This is a genomic window from Flagellimonas pacifica (assembly GCF_900215465.1).
Classification (GTDB): domain Bacteria; phylum Bacteroidota; class Bacteroidia; order Flavobacteriales; family Flavobacteriaceae; genus Flagellimonas; species Flagellimonas pacifica.
Genome location: NZ_OBEH01000006.1, coordinates 42,786 through 62,917, shown reverse-complemented (window position 1 = coordinate 62,917; position 20,132 = coordinate 42,786). Strand labels below are relative to the sequence as shown.

Here is a 20,132-nt window from a genome sequence, read left to right as displayed (position 1 = left end):
TTAGTTGTTTGGTTTGGTTAATGCCCTGTCCAGATGCGTATAGCCCCCATCTACATAAATAAGCTGGCCTGTTGTATGGCTTGATTTTTCGGAAAGTAAAAATACAACAGCATTGGCAATCTCTTCTGCTGAAGTCATCCGGTTTTCCAAAGGAATTTTATCTGTTATTTCTTTTAATCTTTCCTCAGGGTTTTCAAATGTTTTGATCCAACGATCATATAATGGCGTGTAGCATTCGGCAACAATCACCGCATTTACCCTAATGGCATACGGAAGTAATTCAACTGCCCACTCACGGGTAAGAGAATTTCTTGCCCCATTGGCGGCGGCATAACCAGAAGTACCTCCCTGACCGGTAACCGATGTCTTGGAGCCGATATTCACAATACTTCCTCTGCTTTTTTTCAATTCTGGAAAGGCATGATGGGCCATTACGTAATAGTGCCCTACGTTACGCTGCAAAGAACGTTCAAAATCTTCATAATTACCATGCTCCAATCCTACCCCATCATTAACCCCTGCATTGTTGACAAGTCCATCTATTCTCCCAAATTCCTTCACTACTTTTTCAATAGCTTTCCTGCATTCTTCTGGATTTGTGAGTTCTGCCATTGCATAAAAAGCTTTGCCTCCATTTTGTTTTATGGCATCAACGGCTTTTTGCACATCATGTTCTTTTCGACCAATAATTACGGGAATAGCGCCTTCATCCGCAAGCACATTACAAATGCCATTTCCAATGCCCTTGTCTCCTCCTGTAACCACTATTACTTTATCCTGTAATCCTAAATTCATTTTTTAAACTACTAATTATTTAGTCTTGTTTTTCTTGATTGGAACAAAAACACTATACGATTCATCTCCTTTTTTAATGGACAATGCCAACACCTTTGGCTTCCCATCTTCTTGATAAAGAAAAGGGCGTTCCATTCTATCTGGCTTCAAAATTGAACCATCCGCTAAATTTAATGATTTTGGCAAGAGTTTGTACTGGTTTGAATTCTTCCAATCGCTGCCATTTTCTGAGGTAATCATGCCAATAAAATCATGTGCATGAAACACTGCATAGAAACGTTCCAGGTTTTTATCGTACCACATAGAGACATCTTCAGTATCCATATCATCTATTACCGCTTTTTCTTGAATTTCAAATGGTCCAGAGGGTGAATTGGAAATAGCAATTGCCTGATTACGAATAAAGCGTTTTTCATTGGGTTTATCACCTTTTACAATCAGATAGTATTTTCCATCCTTGCCTTTATCAATTGCGGGGTTGACCGTCAAGGTTGTAATAGGTCCACTTGGCTCTATTAAGGGCTGATCCATCCTCGTCCAAGGTCCATTAAGTGAACTGGCCACCGAAACCCCGGTACGTTGGTTGGGTCGTAAAATTTTCCAATTAGGGTGCGAATATCCGGTGAGTGCCGTTTCTACAAGGTCTTTTTCCGAATACTCCTTTTTCCCAAGGTTTGTTCCTATATAGTATAGGTAATATTTGCCGTCAAAAAACTTGATTTTGGGATTATGGGCAGTAATACCATCCCAATGTTTTTTGCCTCTTCCTTTCAACACAGTTTCTTCATACTCCCATGGTCCGGAGGGGCTTTTGGAAATAGCATGCGCAATTTCTGAATGGGTCAGCCAGCCATAAAAACTATACTCTTTTTTCCAACGGGAATAAAACAAATGATATTTTCCATCTTCGCCTTTAATAATAGATGTCCCCCAATTGTAGTATCCCGGAGTTTTGAAAATATTATCCTTTGAAATGGGCAAAAACTGGTCATTAAAATAGAGGTCATCTTTAGCTTCTTGTGACATCGAGGTAAAGAAGCATATAAAAAAAACAAATATAATGCCCTGTTTCATGGATACTAGTTTGATGTTAACACCCCAACCTCAGCAAAAGAAGCTCTGGTATCATCACCATTAACTTTTAAAGCTCGTAATTTAATATACCTTCCAGCAGTTAAATCAAAATTCACCTTTTGTTCAATTCTGTTGTTAACAACATTCCCAAATTCACCTTTTGCAACCGTATTCCAATTTCTGTTATCATTACTGACCAAAAGCTCGTAATGGGTTATTATGCCAAATGGATAGCGTGTTTGTATGGGCCAATATGTAAAGCCGGTCAATCCGTGGGATTTACCCAAATCTATTGTGATTTCCGGTGTCTTTTTGTCTTCCTTATCCGTTGCCCAAAATGTATGGGGGTTTCCATCCATCAGTTTTTCCGCATCCTCCAAATTCCCTGAAGAGGCAGCTATTATTTGCCATTCCTTTTTAGCAATATCAAAATATCGGTTTGCAGGCTGTGTTTGCTGTCCACTATCTGGATCTGCGGCTATGGCTTTTACAGTGGCTGGTTCAATCAAAGAAAACGGTTTTGAATATTTGGCCGATGCAGTTGTTGGGTCGCTTCCGTCCGTAGTAAAATAAATATCAACCTTATCATCTGGCACACTAATGGAAACCATTCCATCCCTATTTCTTGAAAAGTCAGGTTCAACCAAAAGTGCCGGAGCCCTGTATAGTTCCAGATTTGAAAGTGTAATGGGTCCTTTTGAATCAAGTATTTCTACTTGTATTTTATCTGCTTTTACCGTTTCAAATCGGAGAATACGCTTATTACCAATAGTGGTTTGTTCATCAATGGTTTTCCATTCGCCATTCACCTCAGCGCTAACCTTAAATTTTTTAACTCGTTGTCCCAAAGGAATATATTCCTGTAAAACAATACGATTGACCTCTGTGGGTTCTTCAAAAGATACGGTAATGGATGCTTGGGTTACACCATCATTGGTCGCCCAATAGCTTTCTTTATCACCATCAATAGCATTTTCCGCTGAAAAAACTAATCCATTGTCCCGTACATCCGAAGCCACAATGGACTGTCCCTGTGCCAATTCATTTGCAAAATCTTTGTCAATTTGTTGTTTCAGCGCTAACAATTGCTCAACGTCCTTTTCGTGAACAAGCCCCCTATCATCTACCGGTAGATTCAATAGAAAATTACCATTTCTACCTATTGACTCATAAAAAGTCTGCACCAATCGAGGTAACGTCTTTACTTGGTGGTCTTCACCTGCATGGTAATACCACCCCGGGCGAATGGAAGTGTTTACCTCTGCAGGAAGCCAATGCGTTCCATCTTCATGCCCAGACCGCAGTTCCACATATCTAGGCCAACCCGGATGTATCTCATCCCTACGCATAACACTCCAATTGGTTTCATTTGCCCAACCTTCTTCATTACCTACCCAACGTATGTCAGGTCCACCGTCGCTGAATATAACCGCATTAGGTTGCAATTCCCGAATCATCTGGGTGGTTTTGGGCCATTCGTAATAGGTCTTATTGTCAATTTTACGGGTTTCATTTGCTCCTCCATAATATCCCGACCCTCCATTGGCGCCATCAAACCAAACTTCAAACAATTCGCCATAATTGGTCAAAAGCTCTCTCAATTGTTCATGAAATATTTTCACGTATTCAGGTGTACCGTAATGCTCATTATTACGATCCCAAGGAGAAAGGTAAAGCCCCAATTTAAGACCATACTCTTTACAGGCATCCGCCAAATCCTGAACCAAATCGCCCTGGCCGTTTTTCCAAGGTGAATTTTTAACCGAGTGCTCCGTGGTTTTCGTTGGCCATAAGCAGAAACCATCGTGATGTTTGGCGGTAAGGATTATGCCTTTCATTCCCGCTTCCTTGGCCACTTTGGCCCATTGGCGCGTATCCAATTGTGTTGGATTGAACTGTTCCGGTTTCTCCCCTCCAGTACCCCATTCCATATCGGTAAAAGTATTCATGTTAAAGTGGACAAAAGCGTAATACTCCAACTCATGCCATGCCAATTGCCGTTCCGAAGGAACAGGGCCAACGGGCTCAGGGGGTATTTGGCTGTTACACGATACTGATAAAATTATTGCTCCTGCTATAACGAATTGGAGTGCTTTTTTCATAATTACTACTTACTTATGTTTATTTTTTGGTTGGGTAATGGGATTGTTTGCCCTGTTTCCTTATTGGAAGGCATTTGTGCATTTACACTAACAAGGTGTTCTGATAGTATTTGTGCCATTTCTCTTGTCTTTTCCGCTTGGGTTGATACCATGTTTTGGGTTTCTCCAATATCTTCAGTGATATTGTACAACTCCATATGTTGATCTTCGTGAAAATAAATCAACTTCCAATCTCCTGATCTTATAGCGCTAAAAGCTCCAATACCAGGACCTTCTGGCCCCCATTCGTTGGGATAGTGCCAAAACAATGGTCGTTCTTCTTCAATTGCCACTTCTCCTTTTAAAATTGAAGTGAAGCTTTTTCCATCAATTGTTTGCACTTTATTGTTACCTGAAATTCCTGCCATTTCTAAAATTGTAGGGTAAAAGTCCTCAATGATAACATAATCATCAGTTGATGCTCCCGGTATTGTTGTACCAGGCCATTTCACTAACATTGGTTCTCTTATACCTCCCTCATAAATGGAACCTTTTCCACTGGCTAGAGGCCTATTATGGGTATGTGGCTCTCCACCTCGGGCAACAGCGCTCAATCCGCCATTGTCAGACATAAAAAGAATAATTGTATTGTCCTCTAGTTGATTTTTTTCAAGATAATCCATGATGTCGCCCAAACTTTTGTCCATCCCTTCAACCATGGAAGCATATTTTGCCTCTGTAGAATCCAATCCTGCATCCACATACTTTTGAAAGTATCTTTTATCACCCATAATTGGAGTATGCACTGCATAATGTGACATATACAAGAAAAAAGGTTTCTTGCCCTTAACAGAATCCAAAGCACTTAAAGATTCTTGTGTAAGTGCCTCGGTCAGGTAAATGTCGTCTCCATGGTATTTTTCGAGCCCAGGGACAGCCCAAACTTCTTTACCTTCTTTCCCATTCCCAAAATTCTCCATACCAAGGTAACTTTGTGGAGCACCAGCTGCATGTCCAGCTATGTTCACATCAAAACCCAGATTTAATGGGTCATCCCCAGGTGTTCCAATAGCTCCAAAATGAGCTTTTCCCGTATGCACGGTATAATATCCTGCATCTTGAAGTAATTTGGGTAATGGAGTTGCGTGAACCGCTTTGGGGTCACCTTCAACGGGGCTCATTCCGTTAACATTCCATTCAGGAAAACTCAACGTAGGATGATTTGTCTCCATAGGTTGAAGAGCATCTTTTCTAAGTGTCCAATTGGTAACCCTATGCCTAGCCGCGTTCATTCCTGTCATAAGACTCACCCTTGTAGGGGAACACACAGGAGTTGCATAGGCCTGGGTAAACTTCATACCTTCTGCGGCCAAGCGTTCCATATTGGGAGTATGGTACAAATCATTATAAGCTGTTCTTTGGTTCCAGAAGGGAACGGAAGTATCCTGCCAGCCCATATCATCAACCAAAAAAAGTACAATGTTTGGTTGCTGTGGAACTTCCTTTTCGATTTCTTTACAGGAACAAACTAGAATCAACAGGCAAATTATGCCCAAAAACTTACTTTTCCTCATATTTTATTGCTTCTAAAATTGGTTTTCCCCTCCAAAAATCGGGAATCTTCAGACCCAGTAAATGGGCGATTGTGACTGCTGTATCATAAGTAACAACACTGCTCTCCAATTTTCCTTTGGAATTTATGTTCTTACCATAAATTATCCATGGAATTTCAACTTCCAACAAGGTTTTGCCTCCATGTCCTTTACCTACACCTCCATGATCAGAACTAAATAGTATAACAGTGTTCTCCATCAAGTTATTTTCTTCAAGAGCGCTTAAAATTTTTCCGACCAAGGCATCAATTTTTTCCACTTCCTTATAATACTCTGGGGTATCATGTCCAATATTATGCCCTGCTCCATCTGGTTGGTCAAAATGTATAAAGGTTAGTGAAGGTTTCTCTGTTAAGATAAATTCAATGGCCTTTTGCATAGTCTCTTCATCGGTTTTCCCATTGAAATCGATGTCGACCATATTCTTTTCAAAAAGATATCCAATACCTCCCCAAGAATATGAAGCTCCTTTTTTAGTATTGGGAAGTTGTTGGTGTATCAAGCTAAAAATGGTTGGGTATATGTTCCCATCGCCAATGACCTTTGAAGGCAATTCAGGTGTTTTACTCCCCCACTCGGTATAACCATGCAGTTCAGGCCCAGAGCCCATGATCATAGATGCCCAGTTTACTGCGCTGGACGAAGGTAAAACCGACCTCGCCTCAAGTGTATACGCTCCATTTTCCATCATCTTTCTTAGGTTGGGGGCTTTTGCTTTCTTGAAGGCATACGCGCCAAAACCATCGGACCCAATCAAAACGACGTGTTTCACCAAAGGTTTTGACCGCTCTTGAGCAGTACAAAACAAAATACCTCCAAAAATCAGTAATACTGAAACAAGCCATTTTATCCTGAAATCCATCTTTAAATATTTAATTACTTTCTATTACAGCTCCATCCTCTCTGTATAAATCTACTTCTCCGTCCAATAAAAGTGCAAGTACCGTAATATGATCGTCCAAAGCATGTTCTGGGACATCTATATATGTTATACCAGGGTAATGACTCCAATATACCTTCCCTACCACCTTATGTGATAATTTTGTTCCGTTGCCCACTACCCAAATACGGTTAATCTTATTTTTAAGTCCACGAACCACAATTTCACCATTTGGGTTGCCTTTTACAAAAAGGTAGAGCATTTTCCTGTCTTTTGATAAGGTTGTAGGTCCATAAAAATGTTCTTTAGGAATTCCGGCCCTTGAACCATATATGGCTTCTTTGTGCTTTGCTGTCCAATTACCTAACTCATTCAGAATATTCACCTGCTCCTTTGGAATGGTTCCATCAGCTTTTGGACCAATGTCCAACAAAAGATTTCCTCCATTAGAGATAACATCTGCAAAAATTCCAATAATTTGATTTGGAGTTTTGTAATCACGATCATTTTTTTGAAAGCCCCATGAATTGTTCATGGTCATACACAACTCCCAATATTTATCTTTAGGTCTAGTAATGGGCATTCCTTGCTCTGGTGTAGCATAGTCCCCATTTCCTTGTAACCTGGAATTTAAAATTGTATTGGGGTTTTTCTCAAATAATATGTTTCTGACTTTCGGTGCTTCCCATTCTTCTGAGCTATGTTCCCAATCTCCATCAAACCAATAAAGGTCTGGGTTATATAAATCGGCAATCTCCTTTAATTGTCCTTGATAATATTTTAAAAAGGTGTTCCATCGTTTTGGTTCATCTTTTGCCTTATACCTAATGGAGTCCCGCAAAAAATGTGTATAATCATTATAGGACCAGTCTGGCAAGGAATAATAAATGCCAACTTTAAGGTTATTTTCACGAAGTGCTTTCACAAATGGACTTAACACATCTTTTTTGGCTGCAGAACCCTTAACAGCATTGAAATTACTGTATTTGGAATTCCATAAGGCAAAACCATCATGGTGTTTGGATGTGATAACGGAATATTTAGCACCGCTTTTTTTGATAAGTTCTGCCCACGCTCCTGGGTTATAATTTTTTGCAGTAAAACCTTTAGTTTGTTTCAAATAGTTATCATGTGAAATGTAACCATTGTAAAACGACCAAGATTCATCAATACCATTTACGGCGTATAAACCCCAATGGATAAAGATGCCGAGTTTGGCATCTTGAAACCATTGCATTTTTTCATCAGATTTGGTTTTAACCCCACCTACTTGAGACCACGAAAATGTGGTTACAAAAAGAAGAATACCAATTAAAAATATACGTTTGATCATTGTCTTATAATTATTCTGAAATCTTATTCTCAATCTCGTTGCCATTTATTTTGAAAGTCCATGCGTATTCTTCGTTCAGTTCTTCTAAAACTGGGGCCGAAACACTGATTGTTGTGCCTTTTCCTTGTTCATAAGTCCATTTCAAAGGAACGGAAGAACCCAACAAGGTTACTTTTGTACCTTCTTGTGGTTGCAAATGTTCTATGGTAACTTCAGGCTTGGGCTTGGTAAGGCATACAGCATAATACACATCTTTTCCTTTAGATTTTGTAAATAGTATGTCATTTCCTTGCCTGTAATTGTTTTTTAGTTTTTCTGTGTTATAAATTGCCTCACCGTTTGACTGCAACCATTTCCCAACTGCCTTCAAGCGTTCAACACTGGGCCCAGGAATAAGTCCTTCTGATGTAGGACCTACATTTAAAAGATAGTTTCCACCTTTTGCTGTTACATCTATTAAGTTATGAATAAGTGTTTGGGCCGATTTCCAATTATGATCGTTCTTCTTAAACCCCCATGTATCGTTCATGGTCATGCACGATTCCCAGTCCAAGGTTGACGAGCCTTCCAAAATTTCTTGTTCGGGTGTACCAAAATCACCAGCATAATCAGCATCAGCCTTATTCATACCCTGCATCCCTTGTCTCCCTTTATCCACTCTGTTATTTATTAAAATGTTTGGTTTTAATGACCTAACATATTGATATAGTTCTTTTCCCTGATCATGGGTAAACTCGTCAATCCACTCACCATCAAACCACATGATTTCCACGTCATAATCATCAACAAGCTCCTTCATTTGTGGTTTTAGATAGTTTTCTAGGTATGAAGGAAAGTTGGGATTCCCGCCTGGTTTGGAAGCATTATTGTATTCTGGATAATTAATGGACTGTGCATCTGGATGGTGCCAATCCATAATGGAGTGGTAAACTCCAAATTTTATGCCTTGTTTTTTACAAGCCGTAGACAATGCTTTTAAAATATCCTTCTTATAAGATGAAAAATCAATGATATCATACTCTGAAACTTTGGAATCCCACAAACAAAAACCATCATGGTGTTTGGAGGTAATAACAACATACTTCATTCCAGCTTCTTTCATGATCATTGCCCATTCATCCGCATTAAACTTCTTTGGATCAAACTGTTTTGAATAAACTTCATACTCCGTAATTGGTATGTGGGCATTGTTCATTATCCATTCTCCAATACCATCTACCGGTTTTCCATTATACATTCCTGCTGGAATAGCATAAGGGCCCCAATGAATAAACATTCCAAAACGGGCATTTCGCCACCACTCCATCCGAGTGTCAAAATCTTTCTTGGTTTCCTCCAAATAATTAACGGCTATAGGTTCCGATGTAACAACCGGTTTCTTTTTCTCAGATTTACAACCCTGCACAAGAACCAATAGGACAAGCATTGTTCCAATATGATAAACTATGCTTTTTCTCATTCTTTTAAAGTTTATTTAAGTCTGCATCAAGAAATATGGTTTTCTCTTTGGGCAGTACAATTTTTTTTAATGAATCTTTATACTTCAAAACACACTTTGTCTCTTCCGCGGCGGTTAGTCCAACTTTTTTAAGGACTCCATCTTCCCATTCTAAATTGACTGTAATGTTCCCTCTTGCTTTAAGACCTTTTATAGAACCGTTCTTCCACTTGGGAGGAAGTGCAGGCAATAACCTTAAAAATTCCTCATGGGATTGCAGTAGTAACTCTGCCACTCCGGCAGTATAGCCAAAGTTTCCATCTATTTGGAAAGGTGGGTGCATATCAAACAAATTATCTGCCAATGATATTTGCAAGAATTTATCAATGTTTTCTTGAGCAGCTGTTCCATTTAACAGGCGGCCATTCATATTTATCATCCAAACGCGGCTCCATCCTGTTCCTGCACCTCCATGCTCTAACCTATAATCAATTGTTTTTTGTGCGGCCGCAAATGCCTTTGGATCACTTTCCACAATATCATCTCCTGGATGCAATGCATATAAGTGAGACATATGACGGTGACCTTTCTCAGGTTCTTCATAAGGTTCGTTCCATTCTAAAATGCGACCATCTTCTCCAATGAGTACTCCGGGATGCAATTGTTTTCTTTTTTCCTTCACTTCTTTTACAAGAGACGTTTTAGCTCCCAAAATCTTTGAAGCTTCCAAAAAGTTATCAAATACTTCGCCTATTATCTGGTGCGCCATGGCACTACCATAGGAAACTGCAGCAGATTTACCATTGGGAGCGATATAAGAGTTTTCCGGTGACGTTTCCGGAGATGACACCCATTTTTCGCTTTTTTCATCCCAAACCAACCAATCCAAGTAAAAAGCGGACAAATCCTTTAACACTGGGTACGCTCTTTGTTTTAAGAAGTTAATGTCCTGTGTGAATTGGTAATGCTCCCAATAATGTTGTGCACACCAACCACCTCCATGAATCCATGAACCCCAGTACGCTTGTTCTGCTCGCATAAATGGTGTGGCCCAGAGGTCCGTTGTATGATGGGCCATTGTACCTCGTTTGATACCATATTGTTCTTTAGCGGTAATCCTCCCTCTCTCCAAGACACGGTCTATTAAATTGAAAAAAGGCTCATGTAATTCACTAAGATTGGTGACCTCTGCGGGCCAATAGTTCATTTGAAGGTTGATGTTCAAGTGGTAATCCGCATTCCAAGGAGCTTCAATATGATCGTTCCAAAGTCCTTGCAAGTTAGCTGGATTTGTATTTGGGCGTGAGCAAGAAATCAATAGATAACGGCCAAATTGAAAAAGCATGGCAGCTAGGGAGTTGTCATGCTTTCCATTCTTTATATTCTGTAATCGCTTATTGATGGGCAACTTGTTCTGCTCAATGCCACCTAAATCAAAAGAAACCCTTTTATAGAGGCTTTGATAATCTGAAATATGGGTCGAAAGCAAGGATTCAAATGATTTTGAAGTAATTTTTGATAACGTTTCATTATTCTTCTGGACATAACCTTCCTTCTGATAAAAAGAGGTATTGGCAACAATAAAAAGAATCGCTTTTTTAACTCCTTTCAGGATTACCTTGCCTTCCTTGGCCAAAACTGTACCTGAATCAGTGACCACTTTCAATCTGGTTTCAAAACGTACTCCATGGTCTATTGCCAGTGGTTTTGAGAATCTCTTGCCCCCATATTGGGTCACCATGCCCTTCATACTGATTTCATCATCGGCTGGATTGGACACGTTAACGGTAGATTGTCCATGGTCTTTAGGTCGGTCCAACCTCAATTCAAGGTTCAATCCATCTTTGGACGTTGTAGCCAATTCTATAACCAGAGCATCATCGGGATGAGATGCCAATACCCTTTGGGTATATTGGGCTTTATTTAGGGTATATGATGTAGTGACCAGTGCTGTGTTAAGGTCAAGCTCCCTTCTATAATTAGAAACAACATCCTTCCCTTTATAATCAATATACAGGTCTCCCATAGTCTGATGAGAGCGCAAAATGCTTTTATTGGAAAATTTCTCAACGATAAGACTATCTACCTCACGTGTCTTTCCCTCTTTGAGCAATTGCCTTAAATGGTATAGATCATCACTATTCCCCTTGCTACTTTCCCAATCCGGACCTCCGGCCCACATAGAATCTTCATTCAGTTGAATTCGTTCATGGTAAGGATCTCCAAATACCATAGCACCCAATCTACCATTTCCTACGGGCAAAGCCTGCATCCATTCCGTTGCTGGTTCTGAATACCAGAGCACATCTTTTACATCTTGTGCTTTAATAGATGTATAGCCTGATATTAGAATGGTCAAGCATGCCATTTGTGTTTGGACGCTCTTAATTGTATTAAATACTATACCTAAATTTCCCATGTTACAAATTATAGAATTCCTTAGCATTTAATCCCATGATTCGGCTTTGAACACTAGCTGGAAACTGCACCAAATATTTTTTCAGAATACACAAAACCTTTTGGTATTGCGCTGAAAGCAGACATACAGGCCAATCTGAACCGAACATAATCCTATCCTTTCCAAAAGATTCAAAAACAATATCTAGGTAAGGATAAAAATCTTTTGGTCTCCATGTACCCCAACTGGCTTCTGTTACCATACCAGATGCCTTACAATATACATTTTGAAATGTGCCGAGTTCCGTAATATGATGTTTCCATTCCTTATCAATACTACCATTGATATTTGGTTTTGCTATATGATCCAGCACAAAAGGTTGTTTAGGAAACATTTTAACCAATTCAACAGCAGCTGGCAACTGTTTTGGGTAAATTAGAATGTCGTAAGTCAGCCCATAATCTCCAAGTTTCGAAATCCCGTCCAAAAAATCAGGTCTAAGCATGAAATAGTCATCATCCTCATCTTGGACTATATGCCTAAGACCTTTTAGCTTAGGGTATTTTGAGTAGTTTATCAGCCTTTCTTCAATATCTTTCGAACAGAGGTCTAACCAACCTACCACTCCTAAAATAAATGGATACTCCTTAGCATATTGTAATAAAAAGTCTGTTTCTTTTTCAGATTGATCTGCCTGCACGGCTACACAACCATCCATTTTGCCATCTTTAAGCAATGGGACCAAATCTGTGGGTAAAAAATCTTTTTTGATAACCTCCATTTCCGAATTAATCCAGGCATGCTTGACCGAATCATATTTCCAAAAATGTTGATGGCTATCAATTCTCATATCATTCAAAAGCTTTTATATGCTGTTTTGAGGTTCCCAGACCATCTATACCCAATTCTACTACGTCTCCAGGCTTAAGATATTTAGGAGGATTCAATCCCAATCCAACTCCAAACGGTGTTCCCGTAGATACAATATCTCCCGGTAGAAGAGTCATGAATTCACTAATGTAGCTCACCAGTTTTGGAATATTGAATACAAAGTCTGAGGTGCTGCTATTTTGCATCATCTCTCCGTTCAATTTAAGCCATAAGTTGAGGTCATGAGGGTTTTTTATTTCATCTTTAGTGACCAAATAAGGACCTAGAGGAGCAAATGTATCACAGCTTTTTCCTTTCACCCACTGTCCTTCTCGTTCCAACTGGTATTCGCGCTCGCTATAATCATTATGCAGCACGTAACCAGCAACATGTTCCATAGCGTTTTCTTCAGTTACATATGATGCCTTTTTGCCAATTACAAAGGCCAATTCTACCTCCCAGTCAGTTTTTTCGCTTCCTTTAGGAATAATCACATCATCATTGGGGCCCACAATAGCAGAAGTAGCTTTAAAAAACAATACGGGCTCCTTAGGCACTGGCATACCACTTTCAGCAGCATGTTGCGCATAATTAAGTCCTACACAAACAATCTTGGAAGGTCTTTTTAAAGGAGACCCAAGTCTAACATCTTCTTTTATAACAGGGCATTCATCTGCATTTTTATCCAGCCAAGTTTCTAGACGGGCAAGACCATCGTCGCCAAAAAAATCCTCATCATATTCATTAACAAAACCACTAACATCAAGTCTGGTTTTATCATTGAGCTGAACCCCTGGTTTTTCATTGTCTTTAGATCCAAATCGTATGAGTTTCATATAAGCGTATTATTTTATCTTGATTACAAAGGCAGGTGTACCTGCTAATTTATTCATTGCAGCATCTGGAATTTCAAATCGTAGCTGATCTCCATCTTGATGCCATTTAACAGAGCCTCTTGCCCCTAAAATGGAAGCTCTACTTCCACGTTTCAATTTTAATCCATTAAATTCTACACTTTTGGGAATGGATTTTTCATCTTCCACCATCAAATAAGTCAAGTATATACTACCATCTGGTTTAGTTGTAACACAAACATTCTTGTCCTTATATGGTGCCATTGCCTCAGTTCCATAAATAGCCTCTTTGTTAACATCCATCCAATTTCCAATACCTTCCAACAAATCGTATGCACCTTGATCCCACTCTCCTTCAGGACTTGGGGCTATGTTGAACAAAAGGTTGCCTCCTTTGGCCACAATATCAACCAATGTATGAACAGCTTGCTTTGTGCTCATATAATTGGCATTAAAGGAATAGGACCAACCTCCTCCGGCAATAATACAAGACTCCCATGGATAAGGAAGAGGCTTTTCTGGCACTCTGTTTTCAGGGGTAAGATAGTTTTGGTTCTTTCCGTGCACAGCTCTGTCCACCACTATAAGTCCGGGTTGTTTTTTCCGTGCTTTCACCACCAACTCGTCCATACGGATATCCTGATTCACTATTCTATGTTTTAGATATCCATTTTCGTTGTTTTTCAATTGACCGTCATACCAACTGGTAATTTGGGATTTGGGGGTTTTGGCGACCCAACCGCCATCTAACCAGAGAATGTCAACTTTACCATAGTCTGTCAATAGTTCCAAAATTTGGTTGTGGGTGAATTCCACATAATCATTCCACATTTCTGGATTTGCCTCTGGCTCATAATTCACATTTCTGTCCTTTGGCGGATAGTAAGGATTCCAGTAATTAGGATGATGCCAATCTGGTTTTGAAAAATAGGCTCCCGCCCAAAGTCCTTCTTCCCTGAAGGCATTAAATATTTCTTTGGTGACATTGGCTTTTGGATTTGTACTGAAAGGTGTTTTACTATCGGTAATCTTGTAATCTGTATATTTTGAATCAAACATACTAAATCCGTCGTGGTGTTTTGTAGTAAAAACTACATACTTCATCCCAGCATTTTTAGCCGCTTTTGCCCATTTTTCAGGATTAAATTTTACAGGATTGAAGGTTTTCTGAAGATTTTCGTACTCCTTTTTGTATGCAAAATAATTCTCTGGATTGGAACCTTTTTTACGCTCACACCAACCATATTCTTCTGGACTAAGGGACCAAGATTCAACAATACCCCATTGACTGTATGCACCCCAGTGCATAAGTAGCCCAAATTTAAGATCTTGCCACTGATCCAGTTTTTCTAAAACCAAAGGGTCAGTTTCTGGCACATACCGTTCATCTTCATAGATTGCTTGCCCCATTACATGTGCAGCGAATATCAAAAAAAATAAAATCGCCAGACTTAATATTTTTGATTTGGATGTATTTTTGTTCATTAGATTATTGCTTTATTTTTAACCATTTAATTTTATAAATCCACCGTCAATCGGGAAGTCTGTTCCTGTAATAAAAGATGCTTCATCGGAACATAAATAAAGAGCCAAAGATGCTATCTCATCAGGTTTGGCCATACGTCCAATGGGTTGTGTTTTTGATAACTTTTCAAACATCTCCTTTTCTTCTCCAGGATAGTTTTTAGATATAAAATTATCAACAAAAGGTGTATGCACCCTAGCAGGAGAAATACTGTTACAGCGAATACCATGATCAATATAATCTTTGGCAATGGAATACGTCATTGTCAAAACCGCGCCTTTTGTCATAGAATAGGCGAACCTATCTGAAATACCCACAGTGGATGCTATGGATGCCATGTTCAAAACAACGCCATTACCCTGCTCTTTCATTTTTGGAATACAGGCATAGATGCAATTATAAACTCCTTTGATATTTACCTGATAGAGTTTATCCATATCACTTTCTGAAGTGCCCTCAATATTACCTACATGAGCAATTCCTGCATTATTAATCAATATATCCAAGGAATTTTTAGATGCTATGCCCTGGACAATTTCTTTGACTTGTTCTTGATTGGAAACATCACATTGGTGCACTTGGGCCCGACCTCCCTTTTCAAGAACCTCATCAACCACCTCTTGGGTTTTCTCCAATTGAAAATCCAAAATATGGACATTGGCTCCCGAAGAAGCAAACTTCTTTGACAAAGCTTCTCCAATACCACTGCCACCACCAGTGATTATTACCGTTTTGTCTTTGTAATTATATGATGCCATTTATTTAAGGGTGATTTCTATTATAGTGTCTATTGGATCCAATCCATCTTCAGGGATTTTAATCAACAGTCCATTTTTATTCTTTTTATAGTTCAGAGAGGTTTGATCTTTGTAAAATCTTACTGCTCTTACTTTTCTGTCAAAATCTTTTAATAGCACCTCTGTTTCGGTTACATCCAAAAGATGTAGAAACACTGTCTTGTCTTTTTGGGTAGAAGCCATTTTATCCGTCGGAGGAATTGGCCCCTGCTCAGTTCCATAGATGGTTGACCCATTGGCACGCATCCATTCTCCCACTTCCTTTAAAGATTCTTTATGTTCTTCTTGAATTTCACCATTGGGCATTGGGCCCACGTTCAGTAAAAGATTGCTTCCATAACCAGCCGCTTTTACAATATACTGTACCAGCTCTTTTTTGGATTTATGTTTTCTGTCCTGTAGATTAAAACCCCAAGAACCGTTAATGGTCTCACAGACCTCAAAAGGCAAGTTCCCAACATCCGAAGCATCAGTTCCCCAACCTTTAGTATTTTTTCCAGGCAAATCCTTTTCAAACATTTGAAAATCCTCACCTTCAATAGGTGCCAAGTGATGGTTATTACCAATTAGGCATTGTGGTTGCAGGTCATGAATCAACTTATAGATTTCGTCATAATGCCAATCCACATTTAACTTTCCAAATTTTTTTCCATCCCAATCTTTCTGATCCCAATGACCATCAAACCAAATACCTGCTATTTCGCCGTAATTGGTCAATAACTCAGTTAATTGCGCCTTCATAAAATCTATGTACTTGCCCCACTCCCCTGTTTCTGATCTACCAGGTATCTTTGCACCCGTTCTTCCTCTAGGAAAGTAATTATCATCTCGCCAGTCCAATAGCGAATAGTAAAAAAAGAGTTTTACTCCCTCTGCCCTACAGGCCTCTGCCAGATCCTTCAATACATCTTTCCCATAAGGTGTTCCATCTACAATATCATAGTCAGTAACCTTGGTGTCAAACATTGAAAAGCCATCATGGTGCCTGCTTGTAATGGTAATGTATTTCATTCCGGCGTCCTTTGCCATTTTCACCCATTCTTTAGCATTGTATTCAATGGGATTAAAGAATGTAGGCAGCTTTTCGTAGGCTTTTACGGGAATGTTTTGGGTTTGCATAACCCACTCACCATCTCCCAATATACTATAAACCCCCCAGTGAACAAACATCCCAAACTTAGCATCTTGGAACCATTCCCTAGCTTCTATATTTGATTGAGAAGGGGTGTAATTTCCCTGCCCTTGACTAAAAGTCACAGTACCTAAAAGCAATAAAACAGCAAGAAATCTGTATCGAGGTTTCATAAAAGTTCTGGTTTTGGCATTTTTTTCCAAACTTCCCCTTCCGGAAAGGCATATTGTTCCATTGAAGCAGGTTTCATTTCAATACTATATCCCGGAAGCCTTGGAGGCATGTATGCCCCATTTTTAATGACAACGGGATCAATAAAATGTTCATGCAAATGATCAACATATTCAATAATCCGGTCTTCCATCGTACCACTTACGCAGATAAAATCAACCATAGAAAGATGCTGAACATACTCGCAAAGCCCAACTCCTCCTGCATGGGGACAAACAGGTACTTCAAACTTTGCTGCCATTAGTAAAATGGCCAATATTTCGTTGACACCGCCAACCCTACAACTATCAATCTGGCAGACCTCAAAGGCCTTTGCCTGCATCAGTTGTTTAAAAATTACCCTGTTTTGGCAGTGCTCACCCGTAGCCACCTTTATAGGCGCTACGGCCTCAGCAATTTTTGCATGTCCTAAAATATCGTCAGGACTTGTAGGCTCTTCAATCCACCATGGGTTATATTTTTTTAATTGACCCATATTCTGAATGGCCTCCTGAACATCCCATTTTTGATTGGCATCCATCATTAATTTAAGGTCATCTCCAATTTCTTCCCTAATAATCGCTGCCCTTCGCATATCATCTCCCAAATCTGCGCCCACTTTCATCTTCAAATGCTTAAAGCCTTCAGATTTTGCCTCCTGACACAAGCGTCTCATTTTTTCATCGGAATACCCAAGCCATCCCGCAGAAGTTGTATAAGCTGGATAACCATTTTTAAGCAAGTACGCCACCCGTTCTTTCTTGCCGGCCTCCTGTTTTCGCAATAATTGCAATGCCTCATCTGGTGTAATAACGTCCGTGATATAGGTAAAATCAACACAGGAAACAAATTCCTCAGGAGTCATATCGGCCAAAAGTCTCCATAGTGGTTTATCCTCAACTTTTGCATATAGATCCCAAATTGCATTGACCAAAGCTCCAGTTGCTAAGTGTATAACCCCTTTTTCTGGTCCCAGCCAGCGTAACTGACTATCGCCTGTGATCATTTTCCAAAAGCCAGACATATCATTGGTAAAACTTTCCAAGGTTTTTCCCACCACAAGATGGGACATGGCTTCTATGGCGCTTGCACAAATTTCATTACCTCTACCTATTGTAAAAGTTAAGCCATGACCTTCAAGGCCTTTTGGATGATCGGTTTTTAATATTACGTAAGCAGCAGAATAATCCGGATCAGGGTTCATCGCATCTGAACCATCCAAAGATTGGCTGGTTGGAAAGCGTATGTCTTTTACTTCTAAATCAAGAATGGTCAACATATTGTAGACTAAAAAGTTGGTTAAAAAATCAAAACTACACCAAGATCATAGCTCCAACCACCTCAAAAATGACTAAAAGTGATATTTTATTTGCCTCCTCCAACATTATTTTCCTTTTTCTGTATGAAATTTAATATATTCTGAGGGAGACATATTCTTTACGACCCTAAATTGCCTATTAAAATTGGAAATATTACTGAAGCCCGATTCATAGGCCACAGCTGTAATCTTATTCTCACTTTCCAGTAAAAGCTTACAAGCATAACCAACCCTTATCTCATTTAAGTACTTGGTAAAGGATTGTCTGTGCGTCTTTTTAAAAAACCGGCTAAATGCAGAAGAATTCATGCCTATAGCCTTAGCTACTTGACTTGCATTTATTTCTCCTTTAAAATTATCGAACACGTATTTATAGATTTGATGCAAACGTTTGTTTTGGGCATCCATAAAGTTATCCAAATATCCTATGCTGGATAAAAGTTGATAATCTTGGTGCTTGGATAATACATTCAATAATTGAATCAGGGCTATGGCTCGTTCAAATGGCTGCAAATCTAACATACTCCTAAACGATTCGATTATCTTAGAGTCAACATTTTTAAAATTAACACCTCTTACCGCCCTCTTTAAAAGCTCATTGATCGGACCAAATTCGGGAACCTCAAAAAATTTATCTCCTAGAAAATCTTCCCTAAAATGAATAGCAATAGCATGAGCGGCATCAGGCACATTATCCTTAAAATAACGCTCACTGTTCAACCACATATGTGGTAGGTTCTTACCCAGCAAAACTATATCACCAGCTTCAAACTTTTGAATACTGTCACCAACAAATCGCATACCGTTACTTTTTTCGGTTAAGACCAACTCCAATTCGGGGTGATAATGCCAAACTTTTAAAAAGTAGGGATACATATTATTTGAAACAGAAAATGAAGACCCATTGATATTGCTTCTATTTAGTAAGTGAAGTTTCATTATTAACCCATTTTGATTTTAACCATAATTTTTCACTACTCATCATTGTTGATAAGCTGTGGTGAGTCAAGTTTTTGTTTTAAAGATATATAATATTTCATTTTTCGTGCAAAAAATGTACTTATTCAATAAAAAGTATCAATTACAGCAAAAAAAGTACTGATGTAATTGAAAAAGCCGCGAGAGTTTTAGCTCATTCAAGCAAATGCTTCAGCTTTAGTAGAGTTACTTAATACGTAAACATTCCCGATGATATTTTACGTAAATCCTTATCGGCAAAACCTTGAATTAGGGTCTTTCAATGTACTTTAACATATGATTTCTTACTATAAATAGATGAAGAGGTTAATACAACATTTTTTTTCAATTCATAGTACTCGCTCCAAGGAGCAAGAGATGGTTTTGTCATCTAAATATTTAAAGTCTGGATTAACGCTAAGAGAAGCCTCTGAAATAAAAGAGAAAATTAAACGGGCCTTTGAGCATGATAAACTTTATAAGAACAATGTAATAGGCTTAAATGATCTTTCGGAACATATAGCTGAAGATAGATATAAAGTTTCCCAAGTAATCAATGAATACCTCCAAAAGAATTTTTATTCCCTATTAAATCATTATAGAATACAAGAAGCCAAACACTTGTTGATTTCCCAACCATTTCTTAGTGTAAAGGCTATAATGTATGAAGTTGGGTTTAATAGTAAGACTAGTTTTTATAGTGCTTTTAAAAAAGAAACCGGGCTAAGTCCGAATGATTACAGAAACCTTTCAATGTACGCTTCATAAGGAAAATCATTCTTGCCTAAAAAAGTGTTCTTTTTATAACCTCAGCGAACCTTACCCATCTTTCCCCATTCACTTTCTTATTATCTTAC

16 protein-coding genes are annotated in these 20,132 nt (G+C 38.9%); 1 reads left to right on the top strand and 15 read right to left on the bottom strand.

All coding sequences use genetic code 11. From position 1 onward, the window contains the following. The 15 genes from CRO15_RS16500 to CRO15_RS16430 all read right to left on the bottom strand — a co-directional run bounded on the left by CRO15_RS16500 (position 1) and on the right by CRO15_RS16430 (position 19,257). Positions 1 to 795: an L-fucose dehydrogenase gene (locus tag CRO15_RS16500; protein WP_097046963.1), complete on the bottom strand. Its 795-nt coding sequence runs from the start codon at positions 793 to 795 to the stop codon at positions 1 to 3. Between the two features lie 15 nt (positions 796 to 810). Continuing rightward, complete coding sequence (locus CRO15_RS16495; RefSeq protein ID WP_097046962.1) at positions 811 to 1,869, bottom strand: glycoside hydrolase family protein; 1,059 nt, start codon at positions 1,867 to 1,869, stop codon at positions 811 to 813. 5 nt (positions 1,870 to 1,874) lie between these two features. Then, positions 1,875 to 3,971, bottom strand: a complete 2,097-nt coding sequence (locus tag CRO15_RS16490; RefSeq protein WP_097046961.1) for an alpha-L-fucosidase — start codon at positions 3,969 to 3,971, stop codon at positions 1,875 to 1,877. 5 nt (positions 3,972 to 3,976) lie between these two features. Continuing rightward, complete coding sequence (locus CRO15_RS16485) at positions 3,977 to 5,524, bottom strand: sulfatase (protein ID WP_097046960.1); 1,548 nt, start codon at positions 5,522 to 5,524, stop codon at positions 3,977 to 3,979. Beyond that, positions 5,511 to 6,425, bottom strand: coding sequence for an alkaline phosphatase family protein (locus CRO15_RS16480; RefSeq protein ID WP_097046959.1), 915 nt, complete (start codon positions 6,423 to 6,425; stop codon positions 5,511 to 5,513). The genes CRO15_RS16485 and CRO15_RS16480 overlap by 14 nt, the downstream gene beginning before the upstream one ends. Positions 6,426 to 6,435: 10 nt before the next feature. After that, a complete protein-coding gene (locus CRO15_RS16475; RefSeq protein WP_097046958.1) occupies positions 6,436 to 7,776 on the bottom strand; it encodes an alpha-L-fucosidase in 1,341 nt (446 codons plus the stop codon). 10 nt (positions 7,777 to 7,786) lie between these two features. Further along, positions 7,787 to 9,235 (bottom strand): alpha-L-fucosidase, encoded by a 1,449-nt coding sequence (locus tag CRO15_RS16470; RefSeq protein WP_165769986.1) that lies wholly within the window; start codon positions 9,233 to 9,235, stop codon positions 7,787 to 7,789. A 4-nt stretch (positions 9,236 to 9,239) separates the two neighbouring features. Then, the gene (locus tag CRO15_RS16465) at positions 9,240 to 11,633 is read right to left on the bottom strand and encodes a glycoside hydrolase family 95 protein (RefSeq protein ID WP_243397004.1); all 2,394 of its coding nucleotides are present in this window, start codon (positions 11,631 to 11,633) and stop codon (positions 9,240 to 9,242) included. 1 nt (position 11,634) lies between these two features. Next, positions 11,635 to 12,462 carry an amidohydrolase family protein gene (locus CRO15_RS16460; RefSeq protein ID WP_097046957.1) on the bottom strand — a complete coding sequence of 276 codons (828 nt, stop codon included), beginning with the start codon at positions 12,460 to 12,462 and terminating at the stop codon, positions 11,635 to 11,637. A 1-nt stretch (position 12,463) separates the two neighbouring features. Then, a complete protein-coding gene (locus CRO15_RS16455; RefSeq protein ID WP_097046956.1) occupies positions 12,464 to 13,318 on the bottom strand; it encodes a fumarylacetoacetate hydrolase family protein in 855 nt (284 codons plus the stop codon). Positions 13,319 to 13,327: 9 nt separating this feature from the next. After that, positions 13,328 to 14,821 (bottom strand): alpha-L-fucosidase, encoded by a 1,494-nt coding sequence (locus tag CRO15_RS16450; protein ID WP_097046955.1) that lies wholly within the window; start codon positions 14,819 to 14,821, stop codon positions 13,328 to 13,330. Positions 14,822 to 14,839: 18 nt separating this feature from the next. After that, positions 14,840 to 15,619 (bottom strand): SDR family NAD(P)-dependent oxidoreductase, encoded by a 780-nt coding sequence (locus CRO15_RS16445; RefSeq protein WP_097046954.1) that lies wholly within the window; start codon positions 15,617 to 15,619, stop codon positions 14,840 to 14,842. Beyond that, a complete protein-coding gene (locus tag CRO15_RS16440; RefSeq protein ID WP_097047152.1) occupies positions 15,620 to 16,963 on the bottom strand; it encodes an alpha-L-fucosidase in 1,344 nt (447 codons plus the stop codon). Continuing rightward, the gene (locus CRO15_RS16435) at positions 16,960 to 18,279 is read right to left on the bottom strand and encodes an L-fuconate dehydratase (RefSeq protein WP_097046953.1); all 1,320 of its coding nucleotides are present in this window, start codon (positions 18,277 to 18,279) and stop codon (positions 16,960 to 16,962) included. Before CRO15_RS16435 ends, CRO15_RS16440 begins: the two co-directional genes overlap by 4 nt. A gap of 105 nt (positions 18,280 to 18,384) precedes the next feature. Next, complete coding sequence (locus tag CRO15_RS16430; protein ID WP_097046952.1) at positions 18,385 to 19,257, bottom strand: AraC family transcriptional regulator; 873 nt, start codon at positions 19,255 to 19,257, stop codon at positions 18,385 to 18,387. A gap of 336 nt (positions 19,258 to 19,593) precedes the next feature. Between CRO15_RS16430 and CRO15_RS16425 the strand changes: the two genes are divergently transcribed. Beyond that, the gene (locus CRO15_RS16425; RefSeq protein ID WP_097046951.1) at positions 19,594 to 20,043 is read left to right on the top strand and encodes a helix-turn-helix domain-containing protein; all 450 of its coding nucleotides are present in this window, start codon (positions 19,594 to 19,596) and stop codon (positions 20,041 to 20,043) included. The last annotated feature ends 89 nt before the right edge of the window (positions 20,044 to 20,132 follow it).

Excerpts from the sequence above, each read along its gene's own strand:
- CRO15_RS16495 (WP_097046962.1), bottom strand. The coding sequence starts at position 1,869 with ATGAAACAGGGCATTATATTTGTTTTTTTTATATGCTTCTTTACCTCG.
- CRO15_RS16440 (WP_097047152.1), bottom strand. The coding sequence starts at position 16,963 with ATGAAACCTCGATACAGATTTCTTGCTGTTTTATTGCTTTTAGGTACT.
- CRO15_RS16450 (WP_097046955.1), bottom strand. The coding sequence starts at position 14,821 with ATGAACAAAAATACATCCAAATCAAAAATATTAAGTCTGGCGATTTTA.
- CRO15_RS16500 (WP_097046963.1), bottom strand. The coding sequence starts at position 795 with ATGAATTTAGGATTACAGGATAAAGTAATAGTGGTTACAGGAGGAGAC.
- CRO15_RS16445 (WP_097046954.1), bottom strand. The coding sequence starts at position 15,619 with ATGGCATCATATAATTACAAAGACAAAACGGTAATAATCACTGGTGGT.
- CRO15_RS16435 (WP_097046953.1), bottom strand. The coding sequence starts at position 18,279 with ATGTTGACCATTCTTGATTTAGAAGTAAAAGACATACGCTTTCCAACC.
- CRO15_RS16490 (WP_097046961.1), bottom strand. The coding sequence starts at position 3,971 with ATGAAAAAAGCACTCCAATTCGTTATAGCAGGAGCAATAATTTTATCA.
- CRO15_RS16465 (WP_243397004.1), bottom strand. The coding sequence starts at position 11,633 with ATGGGAAATTTAGGTATAGTATTTAATACAATTAAGAGCGTCCAAACA.
- CRO15_RS16430 (WP_097046952.1), bottom strand. The coding sequence starts at position 19,257 with ATGAAACTTCACTTACTAAATAGAAGCAATATCAATGGGTCTTCATTT.
- CRO15_RS16455 (WP_097046956.1), bottom strand. The coding sequence starts at position 13,318 with ATGAAACTCATACGATTTGGATCTAAAGACAATGAAAAACCAGGGGTT.
- CRO15_RS16480 (WP_097046959.1), bottom strand. The coding sequence starts at position 6,425 with ATGGATTTCAGGATAAAATGGCTTGTTTCAGTATTACTGATTTTTGGA.
- CRO15_RS16485 (WP_097046960.1), bottom strand. The coding sequence starts at position 5,524 with ATGAGGAAAAGTAAGTTTTTGGGCATAATTTGCCTGTTGATTCTAGTT.
- CRO15_RS16425 (WP_097046951.1), top strand. The coding sequence starts at position 19,594 with ATGAAGAGGTTAATACAACATTTTTTTTCAATTCATAGTACTCGCTCC.
- CRO15_RS16460 (WP_097046957.1), bottom strand. The coding sequence starts at position 12,462 with ATGAGAATTGATAGCCATCAACATTTTTGGAAATATGATTCGGTCAAG.
- CRO15_RS16475 (WP_097046958.1), bottom strand. The coding sequence starts at position 7,776 with ATGATCAAACGTATATTTTTAATTGGTATTCTTCTTTTTGTAACCACA.
- CRO15_RS16470 (WP_165769986.1), bottom strand. The coding sequence starts at position 9,235 with ATGAGAAAAAGCATAGTTTATCATATTGGAACAATGCTTGTCCTATTG.